Raw genomic sequence first — 18,166 nt, forward strand, 5'->3', positions numbered from 1 at the left:
AACCTTGGTGTCCTGTCCGAATCACCAAAGGATTCGGACTCTCAAGAGCAAAAACCTTGGTGTCCTGTCCGAATCACCAAAGGATTCGGACTCTCAAGAGCAAAAACCTTGGTGTCCTGTCCGAATCACCAAAGGATTCGGACTCTCAAGAGCAAGAACCTTGGTGTCCTGTCCGAATAATCTAAGGATTCGGACCCCAGAAGGTATAATCCTTCAAGTTCTGTCCGAATCCACACTAGAATTGGACCAAAAGTGCAAATTCCTTCAACTCCTGTCCGAATAATCCCAGTTTTACTTCTTTTCTATTGTGGAACGGAAAAGTTCGCAAAGCATTTTCACCCGTTTTTCTTCAATTGTTTTTTCATCGAAGCTCATTGGTTTTGAATTAATTTCATAAATAACAAAATCTCCATCAGAAGTTAACCCGAGATCGATGGAGAACTCTGCAAAGAACCCATATTTCCTATTTAGTTCTTTCCCGCAATGCTCTACGATTTTTTTGATTAAAAGGTCTTGTTCCTGCGTTTGAAATTGTGAATAAGGAAGTAGCTTTCCTCCATTAGGAATATGTGTAGTAACTTGTTGATAACCTGATTGTCTAACACCTACACCTACAGGGACATGCTTCTCACCTTGGAAAACAGCTAATATTCTAAAATCATACCGTTTCCCTTGATAAAGTTGTGGACTAGCTGCTTGCTGTGCAATATAGAATGTTTTGAGAAATTTATTAGACCATTTTCCCCAATAATCATGAAAGTCATGGTAAATAGTCTGCTGCCTATGATCTATGAGCAATATTTTACCATCTCTTTGCAATTTAATGATATGAATGCCTTTTCCCATTGAAGAATTTGCTTGTTTTATATAAAGAGTGCGATGAGCTAAAAGAAATTCTTGTAGTACTGTTCTGTCTTCGATTTTTATTGTTGGTAAGAAATATTGTTTTAGATCAAAATGATCCTTGAACTGTAAGAAACAATCATATTTGTTTAAAAAACCTGGGTTGAAAAAGGGTATGGATTGTTCTTTAAAGAGTGTTACAGCCTCTTTAAAGGTGGCGGTTTCTTCATGTTTTCGAAACGGAACGCGGTTGTATACTAGCTGTGGAAAGGGAGCTAGAACAGTCTCCCATGTATGATTACTAGGATCATATTTTGCTGCTTTTATACTATTACTTAAGATATCGTCAAGAGAGAATACAACAGATGTTCCGCCTATTTGTAATAACTCCTGTTGAATGGATCGGAACAATGGAATATTTCCAACTAAATTCTTTTCACCTTTTTTACTGGTTAGAATACCGATAAAAGGATTTATATTCCTAAGAATAAGAGAAGTCATTTAAAGACCTCTCCTGGCTGCTTAATCGCTTGCTCTGATAAAAAGACACCAAATGCTAGTGAAAGTTTACGAGTTAATAGGTCAAACTCCTTCATATCAGGGTGCTTAAAGATCGAACGACCTGGTTTTGAATTCGCCTCAAAAAGCCAAACCTTTCCTTCTCGGTCGACTCCTAAATCAAACCCAATTTCTCCAACAATGCCTTCCATATGATTTTCTAATACATGGCTTAGTAGAAGACTAGCTTCGGATAATTTTTGCAGTAGCTTCTTTTGCTCTTCTTTATCCTCAATCACTTCTTCAATTGTTTTTATACAACCACCACTTTTTACATGTGTAGTCACACTTCCAGGTCCAGCTACTTTTGCTGCAACGGCGGTAACTTTCCAACGGCCATTTTCATCTTTATTAGTGTGAACTCGGAAATCGACTGGACAGCGCTCATGGCGTAATAAGTGTATCCCTTGTTGAACAATAAGATGATTGAGCTTGTTATTCGGAAACGTATGCTTCATTAAAGATTCTAATGTTTCAAACTTTCGCAGACGATTGATTCCATCAGTATCTCGGAACCGACAGTAATAATGATTTTGTTCTCGATCATAAAGCACTTGATAAATTCCAAGGCCCAAGCTTCCGTTCATCGGTTTTACATACACATGACCATATAAAGAAAGCATTCTTTCAATCATTGAAAATGAAGTAAAAGGATGTGTTTCTGGTAAAAGAGAAGAAACGGCATCAACTGATTCTAGCCTTTCAAAAACATCTAATTTATTAAAAAAGCCGGGATTATACCAAGGAATTAAATACTCGGATTGCAATCGATCTTTCACTTTTCGTAATGCCGCCTTTTTTTCACTCCGTCGGTTGGGAAGTCGATCATATATGACATTCGGGAACGGCAGAATGATGGATTCCCATCCATTCATGTGATAGATAAGACCCTCAATCGTTCCTTCCTCCCAATTGATATGCTGCTCACCAAAAACAAAGGGGAGGGCTCCAACAAACTTTTTAACAGATAATAACTTAGAAAAAAACACGGACCTTTCCCCAATCGGCCGCATGGCAAATGGAGTAAAACCAGAGGTGAAAATACCAATGAGAGGACCAATATGAATGGTCTTTTCTGCAATAAATAGATGGAAGGGAATGTCTAAAGATGGAAATTTAATCGCTTCTGCAATGTCAGGACTAAGAACAAGAGTATTTTTCCCATCTGGGTGTGGAAAGCATGTTGCTTGAATCGCAAATGTTCCAAAAGAGATACGCGTTGGAGCATGATGATTAGTAAGCTCAGCCGGAAAGTATAAGGTACCTCTTTCAAGATGATCGCTAATGTCAATTCGATATTGTTTTTTCATGATTCATCAAACTCCTTTTTTGCTCCATCAAGTGTTTTGCATAAAGGATGGGAGCTAACTCTAACACAGTTTTTACTTCTGGTGTGGTGGAAACAACTACTTTTCTTCCTGGCTTTGAATTTACGTCAAGTATCCATAGTGATCCATCCTTTGCAATTCCAATGTCTACACCGATTTCAAATAAAGGACGGAAGGTACCTTCTAAAACAGTTGGAAGGAGGGACAAGATATATTGAACTTCTTTTAGTAGGAAAGAAGATGGTGAATTTTCTTTTGACCATTCCTCGAAGGTATGAATTTTTCCACCGGCACTAATATTAGAGACGATAGACCCAACAGAACCTTCACGAATACCTTTGCCACGAACAATCCACTTCCCGTGTTGATTCTTTTGCAGCAAGATCCGAAGGTCAAAAGGATGCCCCTCCTTATTGGTTAAATGTTTGTATGGTTGAATAAGGAATGTTTTCTTCTTTAAAAGAGATTGAAGCCAAACTGAAAAAAGTTCCTTTGATTCAAAAACGCGGTTCACATGTTTCCCTTTTTTATCAGTTTCAACAATATATTGCTCTTTTTCTTTTTTTATAAAGTAAATGCCTTTCCCTTGAGAACCATTGATGGGTTTAATAATGGCTGGATTGATATGTGAAAGCGAGTGTATAACTTGATCAGCGTGAGCAACTAGTGCTGAGTGAAGTAGATAAGGATGGAGCTTTGAATGATTCAAGACATCATAAAGTTCCATTTTGTTTGGAAGACCATAGCCTAAAAAGGTTACATCATTTCGTGTTTTTAACCAACGTACAATGGAAAGACAACTTTGGGAATGTGTATCATCACCATAAAAACAACGATCGTACAAAATATCAGGAAGTGGGAATTCTGCTTCGATCCAGCGGGATTCGCTCGGTTTATATTCCTCGCCAACGATAAGTTCTGACGTTGGTACAATATTCGATGGAACAAACCTAAAGCAACGGATTCCATAGTTGCTGGCAGCTTGTGCAATTCCACTGAAATAAGAATTTTCATTCCTCAGGTTTAATGTCATGAATCCAAAGGTCAGCATGAGTGTTCTCCTCCAATTCCTTGCTTTTGTACTCGAAAGCGAGTGCTGTACATAATTCCATAATTGCTCTTGTGGAAGGACGGATTTTAACTTCTTGCTCTTCGAAGTTTTTTGAGGGCTTTGAGTTTACTTCAATTAGCCAAAGCTTTCCATCCTGATCAACGCCTATATCTAAACCCAATTCACCGGTTAAACCATCTGTATTATCACTAATAACAGCTGCAATTTCCTTGGCTAACTCTTTCATTAGCACGAGTTGCTGGATCGCCACATCTCTTTCAAAGAGTTCAGTTAATGCTTTAATGGGTTTATATGTTTCGCCACCTCTAGCAATATTGGCTACAAATTGTTTTTCACCTGATATTCTAGCTACTACAGAGGTGACTTTCCATGCATTATAAAGATTTTTGTGACATAATACTCTAAAATCAATGTGGCGATTTTTATATAAAAGCAAGGGGATGCCTTGCTGAATAATATAAGTTGAATTTTTTCGGAAGCGTGAGAACCATTTGAAAAAGTGCTCAACATTAGAAAAGGACATGAAATCATCACTTTGTGTTCCAGTTGATACCTTTACGATAAATGATTGACTTTCTTTATATAAATGTAAGATTTTTCGACCTTGACTCCCATGTATGGGTTTAATAAATAGGCTTGAATGTTTATTTAATAATTCAAGAAAATTGGTTTCCGTAAATAATAATGTTTCTGGGAGATGTGGTTGCAAATGCTCTTCTTGAATTAACAGTTCATGAACATCCCATTTGGATAAGAAGCGGTCATTAAAGAATGGAATATTCAATCTTGTCATTTCGTTTTTTAATTTATGAAAATAGTCACTTCGCTCCTTTCGTCTTGAATGGATCCGATTATAAACTACATCAGGTGGAGAGAATGTATGTTTTTTCCATCCATCATTATAGTAATAGCCACTAATTTCATCTATTGAAAAATCATCACTTTTAAATACGTAAAAAAGTCCACCTGTTTGCTGTGTATGATAATGAAGTTCCTCGCAAAATGTATGAACGGATCGAAAATTCGGTTCATGGTTCGTTTCCGTACTGTCAGTCATGAGGGCTACAATAGGACCTACTATTAAGGTGTTTGACTCTTCAATAAATGTTGCTAAATACTTTGTTGCCTTAATAGGTATTTTAAATTTTGAGAGAAAGGATGAAGGTAAGTGTAATTCGTTCTTTGGTAAATCAGTTATTTCTACATAAACTTCTATACACACCCTACCAATCTTTAGAAATATGGTAGGACGTGCTAAAATGTGATAATAACTTGCTAATGCTCGGCTTATCTGAATACAACTTTCTTTTATTTGAAACGTTTCGGTAGGAATCACCGTAATAGGTAAGTAAGAAGTAGCCATCACGATACCTCTTTCTATTGACCATGTATATGGGCAAAAGCTGATACGGTATCGTATGAAAAAACAAAAACATTTGTGAAAACTTTTATGGAAGGTAGATGTTGTATGAATATAGCAATAACCATAGTTTTTATGGTTGTCATTGGAGCGGTGATTGGAGGGTTTACTAACTCGCTTGCCATTAAAATGCTGTTCCGCCCATATCGAGCACTTTATATAGGAAAATGGAGAGTGCCGTTTACACCTGGATTAATTCCAAAGAGAAGAGATGAATTAGCTGAACAAATGGGGAAAATGGTGGTGGATCACCTCCTAACTCCCGAAAGTATCCAAAAGAAATTCTTAAATGATCAATTCCAGAAGGAAATGATAAGAGTTGCTCAAACGGAGCTTGATCAACTGTTAAGAAGCGAGCTTTCTTTGGCACAAGTTTTCGAGCGGCTAGGCTTTAAGCATTTAGAAACAAGTGCATCTGAAAAAATGTCCTTATTTATTCATAAGAAATACGAAGAAGTGATGCCTCGCTTTAGGGAGAAACCAATAAAGGATGTGCTTCCGAAGGAGCTTCAAGAAAAATTAAGTGAAAAGATCCCTGTTATTAGCGAATATATTCTATTAAAGGGTAAGGACTACTTTAATAGTGCCGAAGGGCAGCTTCGAGTGGAAAGAATGATTAATGATTTTGTCCGTGAACGAAGTGGGATGTTAGGGAATATGCTTCAGATGTTCTTTGGAAATGTAAACCTCACAGAAAAGATTCGTCCAGAAATTTTAAAGTTTCTTGAAAATGAGGGGACAAAGGACCTGATAACGACTCTCCTTTCAAAGGAATGGGAAAAACTATTAAATAAGAAAACGGAAGAATTTGAGGAGCAATTAGGAAAAGAGCAATTACTACAACTGATCAATCAAACAGTTAAAAAGCTTATAAAGATGGATCAACTTATACAAAAACCTATGTCAGAACTGCTAGAAAATAATCGTGAGAGCATCATTAATGATTTTGTTCCTGCTGGCTTACGTTTAGTCTTCGACTGGACTACTGGCCGTATGGAGACAATCCTTGAACGATTACACTTAGCAGATATTGTGAAAGAGCAAGTTGAAACGTTTTCAGTAGAACGGCTCGAGGAAATGGTTTTATCCATTACTAGAAGTGAATTAAAGATGATCACGTACTTAGGCGCATTGTTAGGAGGAGTGATCGGTCTTTTCCAAGGCATAGTTGTTCTATTCATTGGATAGGGATTATTCGCTTTTTAATGAATTGTTTGGTATAGTTGGAAGGATTTCTTGAAAAGGAGTGTATAAAAATGGCGGTTAATTTACATGATGCAGCTTATGAGTTAGAAAAGGCGATTCGCTCAAGTAATGAATATGCGAGCTTAAAAAGAATTTATGATGAAGTAAACGCTGATCCATCTGCAAAACAAATGTTTGAGAATTTCCGTAACTTACAGCTTGAATTACAGCAAAAGCAGATGATGGGCCAAGAAATTACACAAGAAGAAGTGGAACAGGCTCAAAAAACAGTAGCACTTGTTCAACAACATGAAAAAATTGCTCAGCTAATGGAAGCTGAACAAAGAATGAGCATGATTATCGGGGAATTAAATCAAATTATTATGAAGCCACTAGAAGAGCTCTACGGAGCTATGGGACAATAGCATCTAAAACACTTTATCTATTTTGATAAAGTGTTTTTTCTTTTCGAACAGCAAACTCTTCCTTCTAATTGTTCTAATTATCTCGCTGTTTTCATACATGTGATATAAAGGGAAATGATGAAGGTGGGGGGGACTAACTATGATTTATCGTCTGCTTGCTATAAATATAGACGGAACACTTCTTCAATCAAACGGGCGAATCCAAAGGTCAACCAAGGAAGCCGTTGAATATGTGCAGGGAAAGGGGATTTATGTTACGTTAGTATCATCTAGAAGCTTTGCATCAGCAAAGAAAGTGGCAAAGGCATTAAAGCTCGATTCCTATTTAGTCACACACAGAGGGGCTTATATCGCAAGCTCGATGGATCAACCGGTATTAGTAAGAAGAATTTCGGAGGATGTCACCTTTGAGCTGGTTCGTTTATTAGAAGCCTTTCACTGTCAAATTCGTTTAGTAGATGATCGGTATTCATTGGCCAATCGCTCAAGAGTTAGCAATAATTTACTAGCAAAAACTGTGTTTTCTTCAGGAGATCCTGTCTTTTATTCACAACAATATGTTGATTCACTAAGCGATGCCATTTCAGACGAACCATGTAGTCCACCAAAAATTGAAATATTTTTTGAGAGAAAGGAAGACCTTCAGGACGCAAAAAAAGCTATCTACACGATGTACGATGAAGTGGCTACATTGCAGCTGGATGAACTTCGATTAGAAATTATACCAAAGGGTGTATCAAAGTTAACGGGTCTTTTATACTTAGGAGAAAGACTTGGTGTGAAGCGTTCAGAAATGGTTGTTATTGCCGATGCGATTGATGATATTGATATGATTGAGAAGGTTGGATTAGGCGTTGCCATGGGGAATGCACCCGTTGAGGTGAAAAAGGCAGCAGATTGGGTTACTCGCTCAAATAATGAAAATGGAGTCGGATATGTAGTAAAGGAACACTTTCGAAAGCAACAGCCGATTGAGTTCTTAAAGAAAATGAATATTATCAAGTAATTGGAAGGTATGGATCAACGATTGAAAGTTGACCCATACCTTTCATTTTTGTACACTTTTAAGGCATGATATAAATTTAACTAAAAGGTGATTCTATTGCAGATTAATATATATGGATTGATGGAAGAAAAATTCCACCGTCCACTTATCAATATAGCTAACTTATTTTTTGAAGAAACGAAAGTGTTCATGGAAAACCACTCGGACCAAGCGGAGTTAACAGTTAATTTTGATTTGCGAGTATCGGATTGGCTTCATGTCCAAGCTGAAATACCAGGTTCCGAACCACTACATGCAAATTATGAAAAAGCCCTCCCAAATGATGTTACTCAAAAAGAAAAAGAGAGAATGATTAAACATGCGATCTCTTATGTGTATTTATCTGTTCTACAAACTTATACAGGAATGACACAGAAGTGGGGGATTTTAACAGGGATAAGACCAACGAAACTTCTCCACAAGATGTTGCATGAAGGAAAGCCGAAAGAGGAAGCACACAAAAAGCTTCAAACGGAGTATATGATTTCTGATGAAAAGATTCAATTAATGCAGAATATCATTGATCGTCAATTATCCGTTGTTCCGGACTTGTATCAACTGCAAAACGAAGTGAGCATATATATTGGTATTCCGTTTTGCCCTACGAAATGTGCGTATTGTACATTCCCTGCCTATGCGATTAATGGTAGACAAGGATCTGTGAATTCATTTTTAGGGGGCCTACATTTTGAAATGAAAAAAATCGGACAGTGGTTGAAAGAAAATAACGTGAAAATCACCACTGTATATTATGGAGGTGGTACTCCTACAAGTATTACTGCTGAAGAAATGGACATGCTCTATGAAGAAATGTACGAGTCTTTTCCTGATGTGGCAAATATTCGTGAAGTAACGGTAGAAGCAGGTCGTCCTGATACGATCACGCCTGAAAAGCTAGAAGTATTAAAAAAGTGGAATATAGATCGAATTAGTATTAATCCACAATCATATATTCAAGAAACATTAAAAGCGATTGGTCGTCATCACACGGTTGAGGAAACAATTGAGAAATTTAAGCTTGCACGAAAAATGGAAATGAATAATATTAATATGGACTTAATTATTGGTTTGCCTGGAGAAGGTGTGGAGGAGTTTTCTTATACTCTACAAGAGACGGAAAAGCTCATGCCAGAATCATTAACCGTTCATACCCTTTCCTTTAAACGTGCTTCCGAGATGACAAAAAACAAAGAAAAGTACAAGGTTGCACAACGTAGTGAAATTGAAGAAATGATGGGGCTTGCCGAAAACTGGACGAAAGAACATAATTATGCGCCTTATTATTTGTATCGCCAAAAGAACATTCTAGGAAATCTGGAGAATGTAGGATACGCGCTTCCTAACCAAGAGAGCATTTATAATATTATGATTATGGAAGAACAGCAGACAATCATTGGTTTAGGCTGTGGTGCTGCAAGTAAGTTTATCGATCCTTCAACAGGAAAGATCACGCAATTTTCAAATCCTAAAGACCCAAAGACATATAACGACTCATACGAGAAATATACGAATGATAAACTGGAAATACTCACAAGCTTATTCTCAATCCCACGCTCTTCAATAAAGTAGGGAAACGTGACCTGTCCGAAAAACCATTGGATTCGGACAACGAAGTGCGGATACCACCGTGACCAGTCTGAATAAGGCTTTGATTCGGACAACGAAGTGCGGATGCCACCGTGACCTGTCTGAATAAGGCTTTGATTCGGACAACGAAGTGCGGATACCACCGTGACCAGTCTGAATAAGGCTTTGATTCGGACAACGAAGTGCGGATACCACCGTGACCTGTCTGAATAAGGCTTTGATTCGGACAACGAAGTGCGGATACCACCGTGACCAGTCTGAATAAGGCTTTGATTCGGACAACGAAGTGCGGATGCCACCGTGACCTGTCTGAATAACTAGTGGATTCGGACAACGAAGTGTGGATTCCACCGGGTCTTGTCCGAAAAAGCCTGGGATTCGGACACCCCAAGGCCAAATCTATCAATTCCTGTCCGAAAATCTATCCGTGGCTTTATTATATGCTTCCTGAATTTGGTCCATATTTAACGGCCGCAGCATTCGGTTTTCAGGTTGGTCGATTGGACGAAATCCGAATTTTTCATACAGGCTGTGAGCATCCTTGGTGGTTAAATGAAAGGCTGCCCCCTTTAGCTTTGGCTCACTAACAATCGTCTTTATTAACCATTTGCTTAACCCTTGACCACGGTACTCTTTTATCACAAACACATCTGCTAAATAAGCAAATCTAACAAAATCAGTTATTACACGAGCAAAGCCAATTTGCTTGGCTGAAGAATTTTCTTCTGGATTCCCATCAAACAGTCCAAAACATAAACTAGAGTTCTCTATGGACGTTACTATTAAATCCCGGGTCATTCCCTTTCCCCAATAGGATTCGTGACAGATAAATTGTTCAATAACATCAAGATTTAAAAGTTCTTTGTTAGTTGTAATGAAAAATTGATTATATGAGTAGATAGATTTCAAGAAGAACACTCCTTTCCCTTCTTAACTATACCGATTTTTGGAATAATTTAAAATAATTAGTTTTTTATCCAATGGAATACCGATATAATAATAGAAGAGAATTCATTGGGAGGGGAGAAGGATGAAAACGAATACTGAGTCTAATATAGTGTTAGTAAAGGTGAATGGCCGAGTGGCAACGATACAATTGAATCGACCAGAGAGCCTAAATTCATTAAATTTGGAGCTAATCAAGGGATTGACGACAAAATTAAAGGAAATAAGTATTACAGATGAAATTGATGTTGTGGTTTTAACTGGAAACGAACGCGCTTTTTCTTCAGGTGGTGATATAAAAATGATGCTACAGGAGACAAATGAAAGCGATTTCTACAGTGTGATGGACAGCATTAACGAATTGGTTATGACTCTTTATTCGTTACCACAGCTAACTATTAGTGCTATATCAGGTTCTGCCGCTGGTCTAGGTCTAAGTCTCGCTTTAGCGACAGACTATATTCTAGCTGATCAAAAAAGCAAGCTTTCTATGAATTTCATTGGAATTGGTCTCGTACCTGATGGTGGAGCTCACTTCTTCCTTGAGAAAAAATTGGGTGAGGATCAAGCAAAACAACTTATTTGGGAAGGGAAAGTAATGACTGCAAATGAGGCATTTCAAAAAGGCCTCATTCATGAGGTAGCTCCTAATTATTTAGATGCATTGAATCAGAAGCTAGAGGAGTATTTAAAGAAACCACTTAAAGCGATGATTAAAACAAAGAAAATATTGGTTGAAACGAACCGTCCACAATTATTAAAAATACTTGAGCTTGAAAAATATGCACAACATAAAATGAGACAAACGGAGGACCACAAAGAGGGAATCCGTGCCTTTATAGAAAAGCGAAAACCTCAGTTTAAAGGGAAGTAAAGGAAACTCAGCCAATAGTTATTGGCTGAGTTTCTTAGGCTTTAAAAAGGATTAGATTTCCATCAGGAGATACAAGACGATATGTTTTTTTGTTTAGCTCTTTTTCTTTTAAGAGAACTTCAGCCTTATTCTTTGCTTCCATATCATTCTTCGCATCAATTGTTTCATCTATAATTTTTTCTCCAGTAGCTTCAAAGCAAGTTAATTTGTAGATCTTCATCCGTTTTCCCCCTTCGTAATAACTTCCTAGTTTTATTTTCACATAGGTGAGGAGGTTCTTGCAAAATAGAAATTACAAAAATATGTAACTTTTTCTATTCTAAAACGTACTACCTTATGGAAGAGGAGGGAAGGACATGGTTTTAAAAATTGAAAATATAACAAAGCGTTTTGGAACGTTTACGGCAGTGAATGATCTTTCATTAACCATACCGGAAAGAGAGATGTTTGGTTTTCTTGGGGCAAATGGAGCAGGGAAAACAACAACTTTTCGGATGATTCTAGGCTTAATGGATAGTAGTGAAGGTCTAATCACATGGAATGGTAAACCCATTAATTATTCAACGAGCAGATATATTGGCTACTTACCAGAAGAACGTGGACTGTACCCTAAATTAAAGGTAAAAGAACAAATTGTGTACTTAGCAAGGTTAAGAGGAATGGAGAAGGATGAAGCACAAACGGAATTAGACAAATGGCTCGAACGATTTAAAGTTCCTGAATATGCAAACAAAAAAGTTGAAGAGCTTTCTAAGGGAAATCAGCAAAAAATTCAGTTTATCGCAGCGGTTCTACACAAGCCAGAACTGCTAATTCTGGATGAACCTTTTAGTGGACTTGACCCTTTAAATGTCGAGTTGTTAAAAGAGGCCGTACTGGACTTAAAGAAAAACGGATCAACGATTGTCTTTTCAAGTCATCGTATGGAGCATGTAGAAGAAATGTGTGAACATTTATGTATCATGCATAAAGGAAGTCCTGTTGTACATGGCTCTCTTAGGGATATAAAGAAAAGTTTTGGTAAGAAAAATGTTGTGATTCATGCTGATTTTTCACTTGACGATTTAAAAGGATTTCCTGGAGTGATAAAGCACAAAAAGACTGCTGAAGGAATTCATCTTCAAATAACTGGTGAAGAAGTGGCGGAGAAGCTACTTAAGGAAATTGTACCTTATGGGTTTATCCGGAAATTTGCCCTTGAGGAGCCAAGCTTAAATGATATTTTTATCGAGAAGGTAGGTGCCTCGTATGAATAAGTTTTGGATCATCCTGGCTCATACTTACATGAGTAAAGTGAAATCAAAATCATTTATCATTACAACCGCTGTTACCTTATTGCTAATTGTGGGACTTACCAATCTCTCAAACGTGATGGAGTATTTTAATAAAGGAGAATCTGGAGAGGAAATTGCAGTAATTGATGAGAGTGGAGCACTCTTTTCTCCATTAAAGCAGCAAGTCGAAGCAGTCAATGAAGATATTACACTAACCCAATTTACTGGGGACGAGGAAGCGGCAAAGGAAGCGATTCGAGAAGGTGAATTTGATGGACTACTTCTTGTAGGTTTAAACAACATGAACTTACCTGAGGCAACCTATCATGCCATGACCATTGCGGATACAAGCATTGCAAATGAGATAAAAAATAGCCTTCAGCAATTGAAAACACAGTTAGCTGCCACACAGATGGAACTCTCCACAGAGGAGCTAGCAAAACTGTATGAACCAGTTGACTTTGAGCAACTAGCACTAGAAGAAAACGCAAAAACGGAGGAAGAACTAAACCAAGCTAGAGGACTTGTTTATGTACTTTTATTTGTCATCTATTTCTCTGTGATTCTATACGCAAACATGATTGCAATGGAAGTTGCGACGGAAAAATCCTCTCGTGTAATGGAAATTCTTATTTCCAGTGTCTCCCCAATTAAGCAGATGTTTGCAAAGATTCTTGGTATTGGTTTGGTAAGTATTACACAAATGGCTGTTTTACTTGGTGTAGGTTATGTTTCCATGAAGCAGAATCTCGATACGATGCAAGGGGGATTTTTTAGCTATCTTGGTTTTGGAGATTTACCCTTAGCTACCCTTATATATGCTGTTGTTTTCTTTATTTTAGGATACTTCCTTTATTCCACTCTAGCCGCCTTTCTTGGGTCACTTGTTAGTAGAATAGAAGACATTCAGCAGATGATTACACCAATGACGATGTTAATTGTTGCTGGTTTTATGATCGCTATGTTTGGATTAGGTCAACCAGAAACACCTTTCATCACGATCTCTTCATATATACCTTTCTTTGCTCCCATGCTAATGTTTATGAGGGTCGGTATGTTATCGTTACCTGTTTGGGAGCCAATACTAGCGATTGCGATTCTAATCGTCACTATTATTCTTCTAGCAATCTTCGGCGCAAGAGTATATAGAGGTGGCGTACTCATGTATGGACGATCAACTTCTTTCAAGGACATTAAAAAAGCCCTCCAGCTTACAAAGAATGAATAAGCAAGCTTCGATTTTGAAGCTTGTTTTTTTTATTTAGTATAAGAACGTGCATTCGTATTTTTAAGATGCTAAAATATAGAAAAATAGAAAACTAAATGAGGAACGATATATGAAGCGAGTAAAATTTATTCATGCTGCTGATTTGCATTTAGATAGTCCGATGGTGGGTCTGAAGTCTTTACCAGCATCCATTTTCTCACGTCTAAAGGAAAGTACGTTTGTCGCGCTTGAAAGAATCGTGAAGAAGGCGATTGAGGAAATGGTCGATTTTGTTATTTTAGCTGGCGACCTATTTGATAGTGAGGATAGAAGTATTAAAGCCCAAACAAGATTGCGTAATGAAATGAAGCGGCTTCAAACGCATGGAATACCTGTCTTTGCTATTCATGGAAACCATGATCACCTTGATGGGAGTTGGGCTCATCTTGATATGCCTGAGAACGTACATATATTTTCCGCTGATGTAGAAAAAAAGGTATATAAAACGGCCACAGGAAGCCATATTCACTTATATGGTTTTAGTTACCTTAGCCGGCATGTTTTTGAAAGAAAAATAGTAGATTATCAAAAAGTGGGCGAAGCGGATTTTCATATTGGGATACTACACGGAAACATCGAAGGAAACCATGACCATGGAAATTATGCGCCCTTTTCATTAAAGGAATTATTAGACAAGGATTTTGATTATTGGGCCCTTGGACATATTCATAAGCGCACGATCCTCTCACAAGATCCTCCGGTCATTTATCCGGGTAATACGCAAGGGCGAAATAGAAAGGAAACAGGGATAAAAGGAGGTTATCTGATTGTATTAGAAGAAGGGAAGAAAACTGTTGAGTTCTTTCCTACATCAGATTGTGTATGGATAGAAAAGGAGATCAATGTAAGTGAAGTAAAGGGGTTTGAACAACTTTACTTCACTTGTAAAAGCGTGATTGATGCCGAAAGGGAAAATAAGACAGGAATTCTGCTAAAACTCCATCTAACCAAGCTTTTAAAGGAAAATAATCCAAGTGAAAGAGACATTTTAAATGATCTATTGGAAGCTCTTCAAGAAGATGAAAGAGAAGAAGCTTCCTTTGTATGGCCATATGCTGTAACTGCTGAAGAACAGTGCATCTGGGATCGGGAGACATTGGCAAACCAAACTGATTTTTATGGGGAGTTATTTCGCCTTTCAGAGGAAATAGGGGAACTTGAAAGAGGGCTAGACTTACTATATCAGCATCCGCAGGCAAGGAAATTTTTGAACCCACTAACCGATGAGGATAAAAAAGAAATGATACGTTATGCGGAGAGTTTTCTAGTGGAACAATTGTTAAAGGAGTAGGAGGTGAATTGCATGATAATTAAAGAAATACAAATTTATGGTTATGGTAAATTGGAAAATGTTACAATTTCTAATCTAGATTCCTTTTCCGTTTTTTATGGAGAAAACGAAGCGGGCAAATCAACGATCATGTCTTTTATTCATAGTATGTTGTTTGGTTTTCCGACAAAAGTCCAGGTAGAGCAGAGGTATGAGCCGAAATCAGGTATCAGGTATGGTGGGAAACTCCTTCTTGAAACAAGTGATAAAGGACGCATCGTTATTGAACGAACGAAAGGTAAAGCCACAGGTGATGTTACCGTTACTTTAGAGGACGGTACAAGGGGAGGAGAGGATCTCCTTAAAGAGCTGTTAACCCGTATGGATAAACCTCTTTACCAATCTATCTTTTCATTTAATCTGCAGGGGCTTCAAAATATACATCAACTGAAAAAAGAGGATTTGGGCAGGTTTTTATTTTCTACGGGTGCTGTCGGTACAGACCGTTTGGTTTCGATAAACTCGACCCTTCAGAAAGAGTTGGATGAAAAGTTTAAGCCAAGTGGAAAAAAACCTGTGATTAATGAAAAATTAAAAGAGCTAAAAGAAGTTTATGGTCAGTTAAAGAGTTCGGAAAATAAAAATGAAGGCTATTGGCAGATGGTACGGCAACGCGATGAGCTAGCGGAGGAAATCTCCCAACTTGCTCAAATAGAAGAAGACTTACTGCAAGAGCTACACCAGCTACAAGAATGGAAAAAGCTTGAACCAGTTGTAAAAGAGCTTGAATATGTAAAAGAGAAAATAAAGGAAAAACCGCCTACTAAGTTTCCTGTAGATGGAATAAAAAGACTAGATCAAATCATTCAATGGATGAAGCCGTTGGAAGCTCAAAAAGCAAGGTTAGACAGGAAAATTCTAGAGCTTAATGAGGAGATAAGTAATTCTCAACCAAATCTTGAAGTTCTAGGAAAGGAAGTAGACATTCAAGAAGCGTTGGACAGACTTCCTTTACTAGAAACGCTCAGTGAGGAAGAAAAAAGTTTGCGCATTCAGCTTGAACATCTACAGAGACAGAAAAGAGAGATGTTGGACAAATTACATATTCCTCTAAACGATGATACACTCTTGAATATTGATACGAGTATGTTTATGAAGGAACGTGTGAACGTAGCATATAAAAAACAATGGAAGCTCAATGAAAAGAAAGAAGAACTTGATGCGTTATTTGAGCAAGAAAAATTGGACTTGGAGTTACTTGAGAAAAGAATAGCATCTTGTAAGAGTGAGTTACTTTCGGAGAAGGAATTTCGTGAGCTTGAGGAAAAGGTAAAGCACTCAAGTCCATCTAGCTTAAAAAGTGAGCTATTACAAGTGAAACAAACAATCAATATGTTAATGGGATATGAAGAGGAGGCAAACAAGGAATCGAAGAATCGTTTCTTTCAATTACTGACATTTACATTCGTATGTATATTCCTTGGTGTGTTTGGTGTTCTGAAATCAGAATCTTTATTCATTCTTATTAGTATTGGTCTTTTTCTTATTGTGTTGTTTTCTTCACTTTTCACGAAAACGAAGAAAACAAAGAAAAATGTTCGAACGCAATTAGAAGAATTAATAAAAAAGGAAAAAGAACTAGATGTACAGATACAAGCATTAAATCATGAGAAATTTCTCGAGAATAGTGGTAGGTTGGAAAAGGAGAAACAAAAAGCGGAAGAGTTCAAAATTCTTAACGTTAAATGGGAGCAACAAAATAACCATTATGAACGAATTATTTCAGAGTTTGAAAAATGGGAAACTGAATCTGCTGAAATGGAATCAGAACGGAAATCTATTGCCCAAAAACTATGTTTATCAGAAGAAATTACAAAGTCATATTTGGTAGACGCGTTTGACCTCTTAGAACGTCTCAAGAGTATGATCCACGAGCAAAATGCTCTTCAATTACAATTGGATAAAAAGATGGACACCATTCAAAGGATTTCAAATCGTATCGAAGAGCTCGGGGGCTTATTTATTGAGAAACATCTACCCGTGCCACAACTAGCAATGGAACTAAGAGATCGATTAAAAGAAGAACAGCAAAGGTATATAATATTCAGTCGGAAAAACGAGAAACTCGAAGAAAGTATAGAGGAGCTGGAGAGGGTCCAAAGTGAGCTGCATCAGTATGTTACTGAAATGAAAGAACTATTTGTTTTAGCTGATGTAAACAATGAAGAAGAGTACCGTAAAGCAGGGCTTGAAAAGGACAAACTAACCGAGGGGAAAAATAAAGTAGAAGAACTTCAAAAGCGAATCGCTTTTTCATCATTAACAAAGGAATTAATCGGAAAATTAATCAAGATTACTGATATCGAACAAGCCATAATAGAAAAGAGTACGGACATTGAGCTGAATCATAAAAGACGTGAGGAAGCTCTAAAAACTCTTTCTGAAACAAAATACCAAATTTCTATTCTAGAAGAAGGAGGAAGATATTCAGAGCTCCTTCATAAGTATACGCAATTGAAAGCAGAGTTCGAGGATGAAGCAAAGGACTGGGCACGCATTGCTCTAGCTAAAGAGCTTTTGAACAAAACCATGAAGGTATTTAATGAAGAAAAGCTGCCGGCCGTTTTAGGAAAAGCCGAGGAATACTTATCATTTTTAACGAATGGCAACTATCAGCGAATCGTTCCAAAAGAGACTGAAAGTGGGTTTCATATTCATCGCAAAGATTATTCTGTATTCGAAGCTAATGAACTAAGTCAAGCGACCATGGAGCAGGTGTATGTTGCGATCAGACTTGCTCTTGTGACAACCATTTATAAAAAAAGACCCTTCCCTATTATGATTGATGATAGCTTTGTAAACTTTGATCATGTTCGTACGATTCGTGTTCTTCAATTATTAAAGGAAATAACGAATAACCAAGTTTTATTCTTCACTTGTCACCGTCATTTACTGAAGGATTTACAAGATAACCATATCATCCGTCTCGAAGAAAATCCCGTTCCTCAGTTGAAGTGAGGACGGGATTTCATTTACAGCCAAAGAATTACCATCATCCCGGTCTATGAATATT

15 protein-coding genes are annotated in these 18,166 nt (G+C 37.4%); 9 read left to right on the forward strand and 6 right to left on the reverse strand.

Annotated elements, in window-relative coordinates:
* Positions 1 to 291: 291 nt before the first annotated feature.
* From ACQ5H4_RS18795 to ACQ5H4_RS18810, 4 genes are read right to left on the reverse strand one after another with little or no spacing between them, the layout of a single operon-like run.
* The gene (locus ACQ5H4_RS18795; RefSeq protein WP_430776525.1) at positions 292 to 1,344 is read right to left on the reverse strand and encodes a YheC/YheD family protein; all 1,053 of its coding nucleotides are present in this window, start codon (positions 1,342 to 1,344) and stop codon (positions 292 to 294) included.
* Positions 1,341 to 2,711: a YheC/YheD family endospore coat-associated protein gene (locus ACQ5H4_RS18800; RefSeq protein WP_430776526.1), complete on the reverse strand. Its 1,371-nt coding sequence runs from the start codon at positions 2,709 to 2,711 to the stop codon at positions 1,341 to 1,343. The genes ACQ5H4_RS18795 and ACQ5H4_RS18800 overlap by 4 nt, the downstream gene beginning before the upstream one ends.
* Positions 2,689 to 3,780: a YheC/YheD family endospore coat-associated protein gene (locus ACQ5H4_RS18805; RefSeq protein WP_430776527.1), complete on the reverse strand. Its 1,092-nt coding sequence runs from the start codon at positions 3,778 to 3,780 to the stop codon at positions 2,689 to 2,691. Before ACQ5H4_RS18805 ends, ACQ5H4_RS18800 begins: the two co-directional genes overlap by 23 nt.
* Positions 3,740 to 5,164, reverse strand: coding sequence for a YheC/YheD family endospore coat-associated protein (locus ACQ5H4_RS18810; RefSeq protein ID WP_430776528.1), 1,425 nt, complete (start codon positions 5,162 to 5,164; stop codon positions 3,740 to 3,742). The genes ACQ5H4_RS18805 and ACQ5H4_RS18810 overlap by 41 nt, the downstream gene beginning before the upstream one ends.
* Positions 5,165 to 5,269: 105 nt before the next feature.
* Here ACQ5H4_RS18810 and ACQ5H4_RS18815 point away from each other — a divergent pair, with 105 nt between their 5' ends.
* From ACQ5H4_RS18815 to ACQ5H4_RS18830, 4 genes are all read left to right on the forward strand, one after another.
* Positions 5,270 to 6,409: a DUF445 domain-containing protein gene (locus ACQ5H4_RS18815; protein WP_430776529.1), complete on the forward strand. Its 1,140-nt coding sequence runs from the start codon at positions 5,270 to 5,272 to the stop codon at positions 6,407 to 6,409.
* Positions 6,410 to 6,477: 68 nt separating this feature from the next.
* Entirely contained in the window at positions 6,478 to 6,831 is a 354-nt protein-coding gene (locus ACQ5H4_RS18820) for a YlbF/YmcA family competence regulator (RefSeq protein ID WP_119707111.1), read from the forward strand.
* A gap of 139 nt (positions 6,832 to 6,970) precedes the next feature.
* Positions 6,971 to 7,837: a Cof-type HAD-IIB family hydrolase gene (locus ACQ5H4_RS18825; RefSeq protein WP_430776530.1), complete on the forward strand. Its 867-nt coding sequence runs from the start codon at positions 6,971 to 6,973 to the stop codon at positions 7,835 to 7,837.
* A gap of 96 nt (positions 7,838 to 7,933) precedes the next feature.
* Entirely contained in the window at positions 7,934 to 9,445 is a 1,512-nt protein-coding gene (locus ACQ5H4_RS18830; protein WP_430776531.1) for a coproporphyrinogen III oxidase, read from the forward strand.
* Positions 9,446 to 9,865: 420 nt separating this feature from the next.
* Here the strand turns inward: ACQ5H4_RS18830 and ACQ5H4_RS18835 are convergent, their stop codons facing one another.
* Positions 9,866 to 10,372: a GNAT family N-acetyltransferase gene (locus ACQ5H4_RS18835; RefSeq protein WP_430776532.1), complete on the reverse strand. Its 507-nt coding sequence runs from the start codon at positions 10,370 to 10,372 to the stop codon at positions 9,866 to 9,868.
* 121 nt (positions 10,373 to 10,493) lie between these two features.
* Here ACQ5H4_RS18835 and ACQ5H4_RS18840 point away from each other — a divergent pair, with 121 nt between their 5' ends.
* On the forward strand, positions 10,494 to 11,282 hold the full coding sequence (locus ACQ5H4_RS18840) for an enoyl-CoA hydratase (RefSeq protein ID WP_430776533.1): 789 nt from the start codon (positions 10,494 to 10,496) through the stop codon (positions 11,280 to 11,282).
* Positions 11,283 to 11,316: 34 nt separating this feature from the next.
* On the opposite strand, the gene ACQ5H4_RS18845 is transcribed toward ACQ5H4_RS18840, so the two are convergent.
* A complete protein-coding gene (locus ACQ5H4_RS18845) occupies positions 11,317 to 11,502 on the reverse strand; it encodes a YhzD family protein (protein ID WP_430776534.1) in 186 nt (61 codons plus the stop codon).
* Between the two features lie 136 nt (positions 11,503 to 11,638).
* Between ACQ5H4_RS18845 and ACQ5H4_RS18850 the strand changes: the two genes are divergently transcribed.
* The 4 genes from ACQ5H4_RS18850 to ACQ5H4_RS18865 all read left to right on the forward strand — a co-directional run bounded on the left by ACQ5H4_RS18850 (position 11,639) and on the right by ACQ5H4_RS18865 (position 18,111).
* The gene (locus ACQ5H4_RS18850) at positions 11,639 to 12,538 is read left to right on the forward strand and encodes an ABC transporter ATP-binding protein (RefSeq protein ID WP_430776535.1); all 900 of its coding nucleotides are present in this window, start codon (positions 11,639 to 11,641) and stop codon (positions 12,536 to 12,538) included.
* The gene (locus ACQ5H4_RS18855) at positions 12,531 to 13,784 is read left to right on the forward strand and encodes an ABC transporter permease (protein ID WP_430776536.1); all 1,254 of its coding nucleotides are present in this window, start codon (positions 12,531 to 12,533) and stop codon (positions 13,782 to 13,784) included. The genes ACQ5H4_RS18850 and ACQ5H4_RS18855 overlap by 8 nt, the downstream gene beginning before the upstream one ends.
* 109 nt (positions 13,785 to 13,893) lie before the next feature.
* Positions 13,894 to 15,114 carry a metallophosphoesterase family protein gene (locus tag ACQ5H4_RS18860; protein ID WP_430776537.1) on the forward strand — a complete coding sequence of 407 codons (1,221 nt, stop codon included), beginning with the start codon at positions 13,894 to 13,896 and terminating at the stop codon, positions 15,112 to 15,114.
* A 12-nt stretch (positions 15,115 to 15,126) separates the two neighbouring features.
* A complete protein-coding gene (locus tag ACQ5H4_RS18865; RefSeq protein ID WP_430776538.1) occupies positions 15,127 to 18,111 on the forward strand; it encodes an ATP-binding protein in 2,985 nt (994 codons plus the stop codon).
* The last annotated feature ends 55 nt before the right edge of the window (positions 18,112 to 18,166 follow it).

It is taken from the genome of Bacillus coreaensis (genome assembly GCF_050586445.1).
GTDB classification, from domain to species: Bacteria; Bacillota; Bacilli; order Bacillales; family Cytobacillaceae; genus Robertmurraya_A; species Robertmurraya_A coreaensis.

Coding starts and splice junctions, on each gene's coding strand:
- ACQ5H4_RS18810 (WP_430776528.1), bottom strand. CDS start 5,164: ATGGCTACTTCTTACTTACCTATTACGGTGATTCCTACCGAAACGTTT.
- ACQ5H4_RS18805 (WP_430776527.1), bottom strand. CDS start 3,780: ATGCTGACCTTTGGATTCATGACATTAAACCTGAGGAATGAAAATTCT.
- ACQ5H4_RS18820 (WP_119707111.1), top strand. CDS start 6,478: ATGGCGGTTAATTTACATGATGCAGCTTATGAGTTAGAAAAGGCGATT.
- ACQ5H4_RS18865 (WP_430776538.1), top strand. CDS start 15,127: ATGATAATTAAAGAAATACAAATTTATGGTTATGGTAAATTGGAAAAT.
- ACQ5H4_RS18845 (WP_430776534.1), bottom strand. CDS start 11,502: ATGAAGATCTACAAATTAACTTGCTTTGAAGCTACTGGAGAAAAAATT.
- ACQ5H4_RS18840 (WP_430776533.1), top strand. CDS start 10,494: ATGAAAACGAATACTGAGTCTAATATAGTGTTAGTAAAGGTGAATGGC.
- ACQ5H4_RS18860 (WP_430776537.1), top strand. CDS start 13,894: ATGAAGCGAGTAAAATTTATTCATGCTGCTGATTTGCATTTAGATAGT.
- ACQ5H4_RS18795 (WP_430776525.1), bottom strand. CDS start 1,344: ATGACTTCTCTTATTCTTAGGAATATAAATCCTTTTATCGGTATTCTA.
- ACQ5H4_RS18850 (WP_430776535.1), top strand. CDS start 11,639: ATGGTTTTAAAAATTGAAAATATAACAAAGCGTTTTGGAACGTTTACG.
- ACQ5H4_RS18800 (WP_430776526.1), bottom strand. CDS start 2,711: ATGAAAAAACAATATCGAATTGACATTAGCGATCATCTTGAAAGAGGT.
- ACQ5H4_RS18855 (WP_430776536.1), top strand. CDS start 12,531: ATGAATAAGTTTTGGATCATCCTGGCTCATACTTACATGAGTAAAGTG.
- ACQ5H4_RS18825 (WP_430776530.1), top strand. CDS start 6,971: ATGATTTATCGTCTGCTTGCTATAAATATAGACGGAACACTTCTTCAA.
- ACQ5H4_RS18815 (WP_430776529.1), top strand. CDS start 5,270: ATGAATATAGCAATAACCATAGTTTTTATGGTTGTCATTGGAGCGGTG.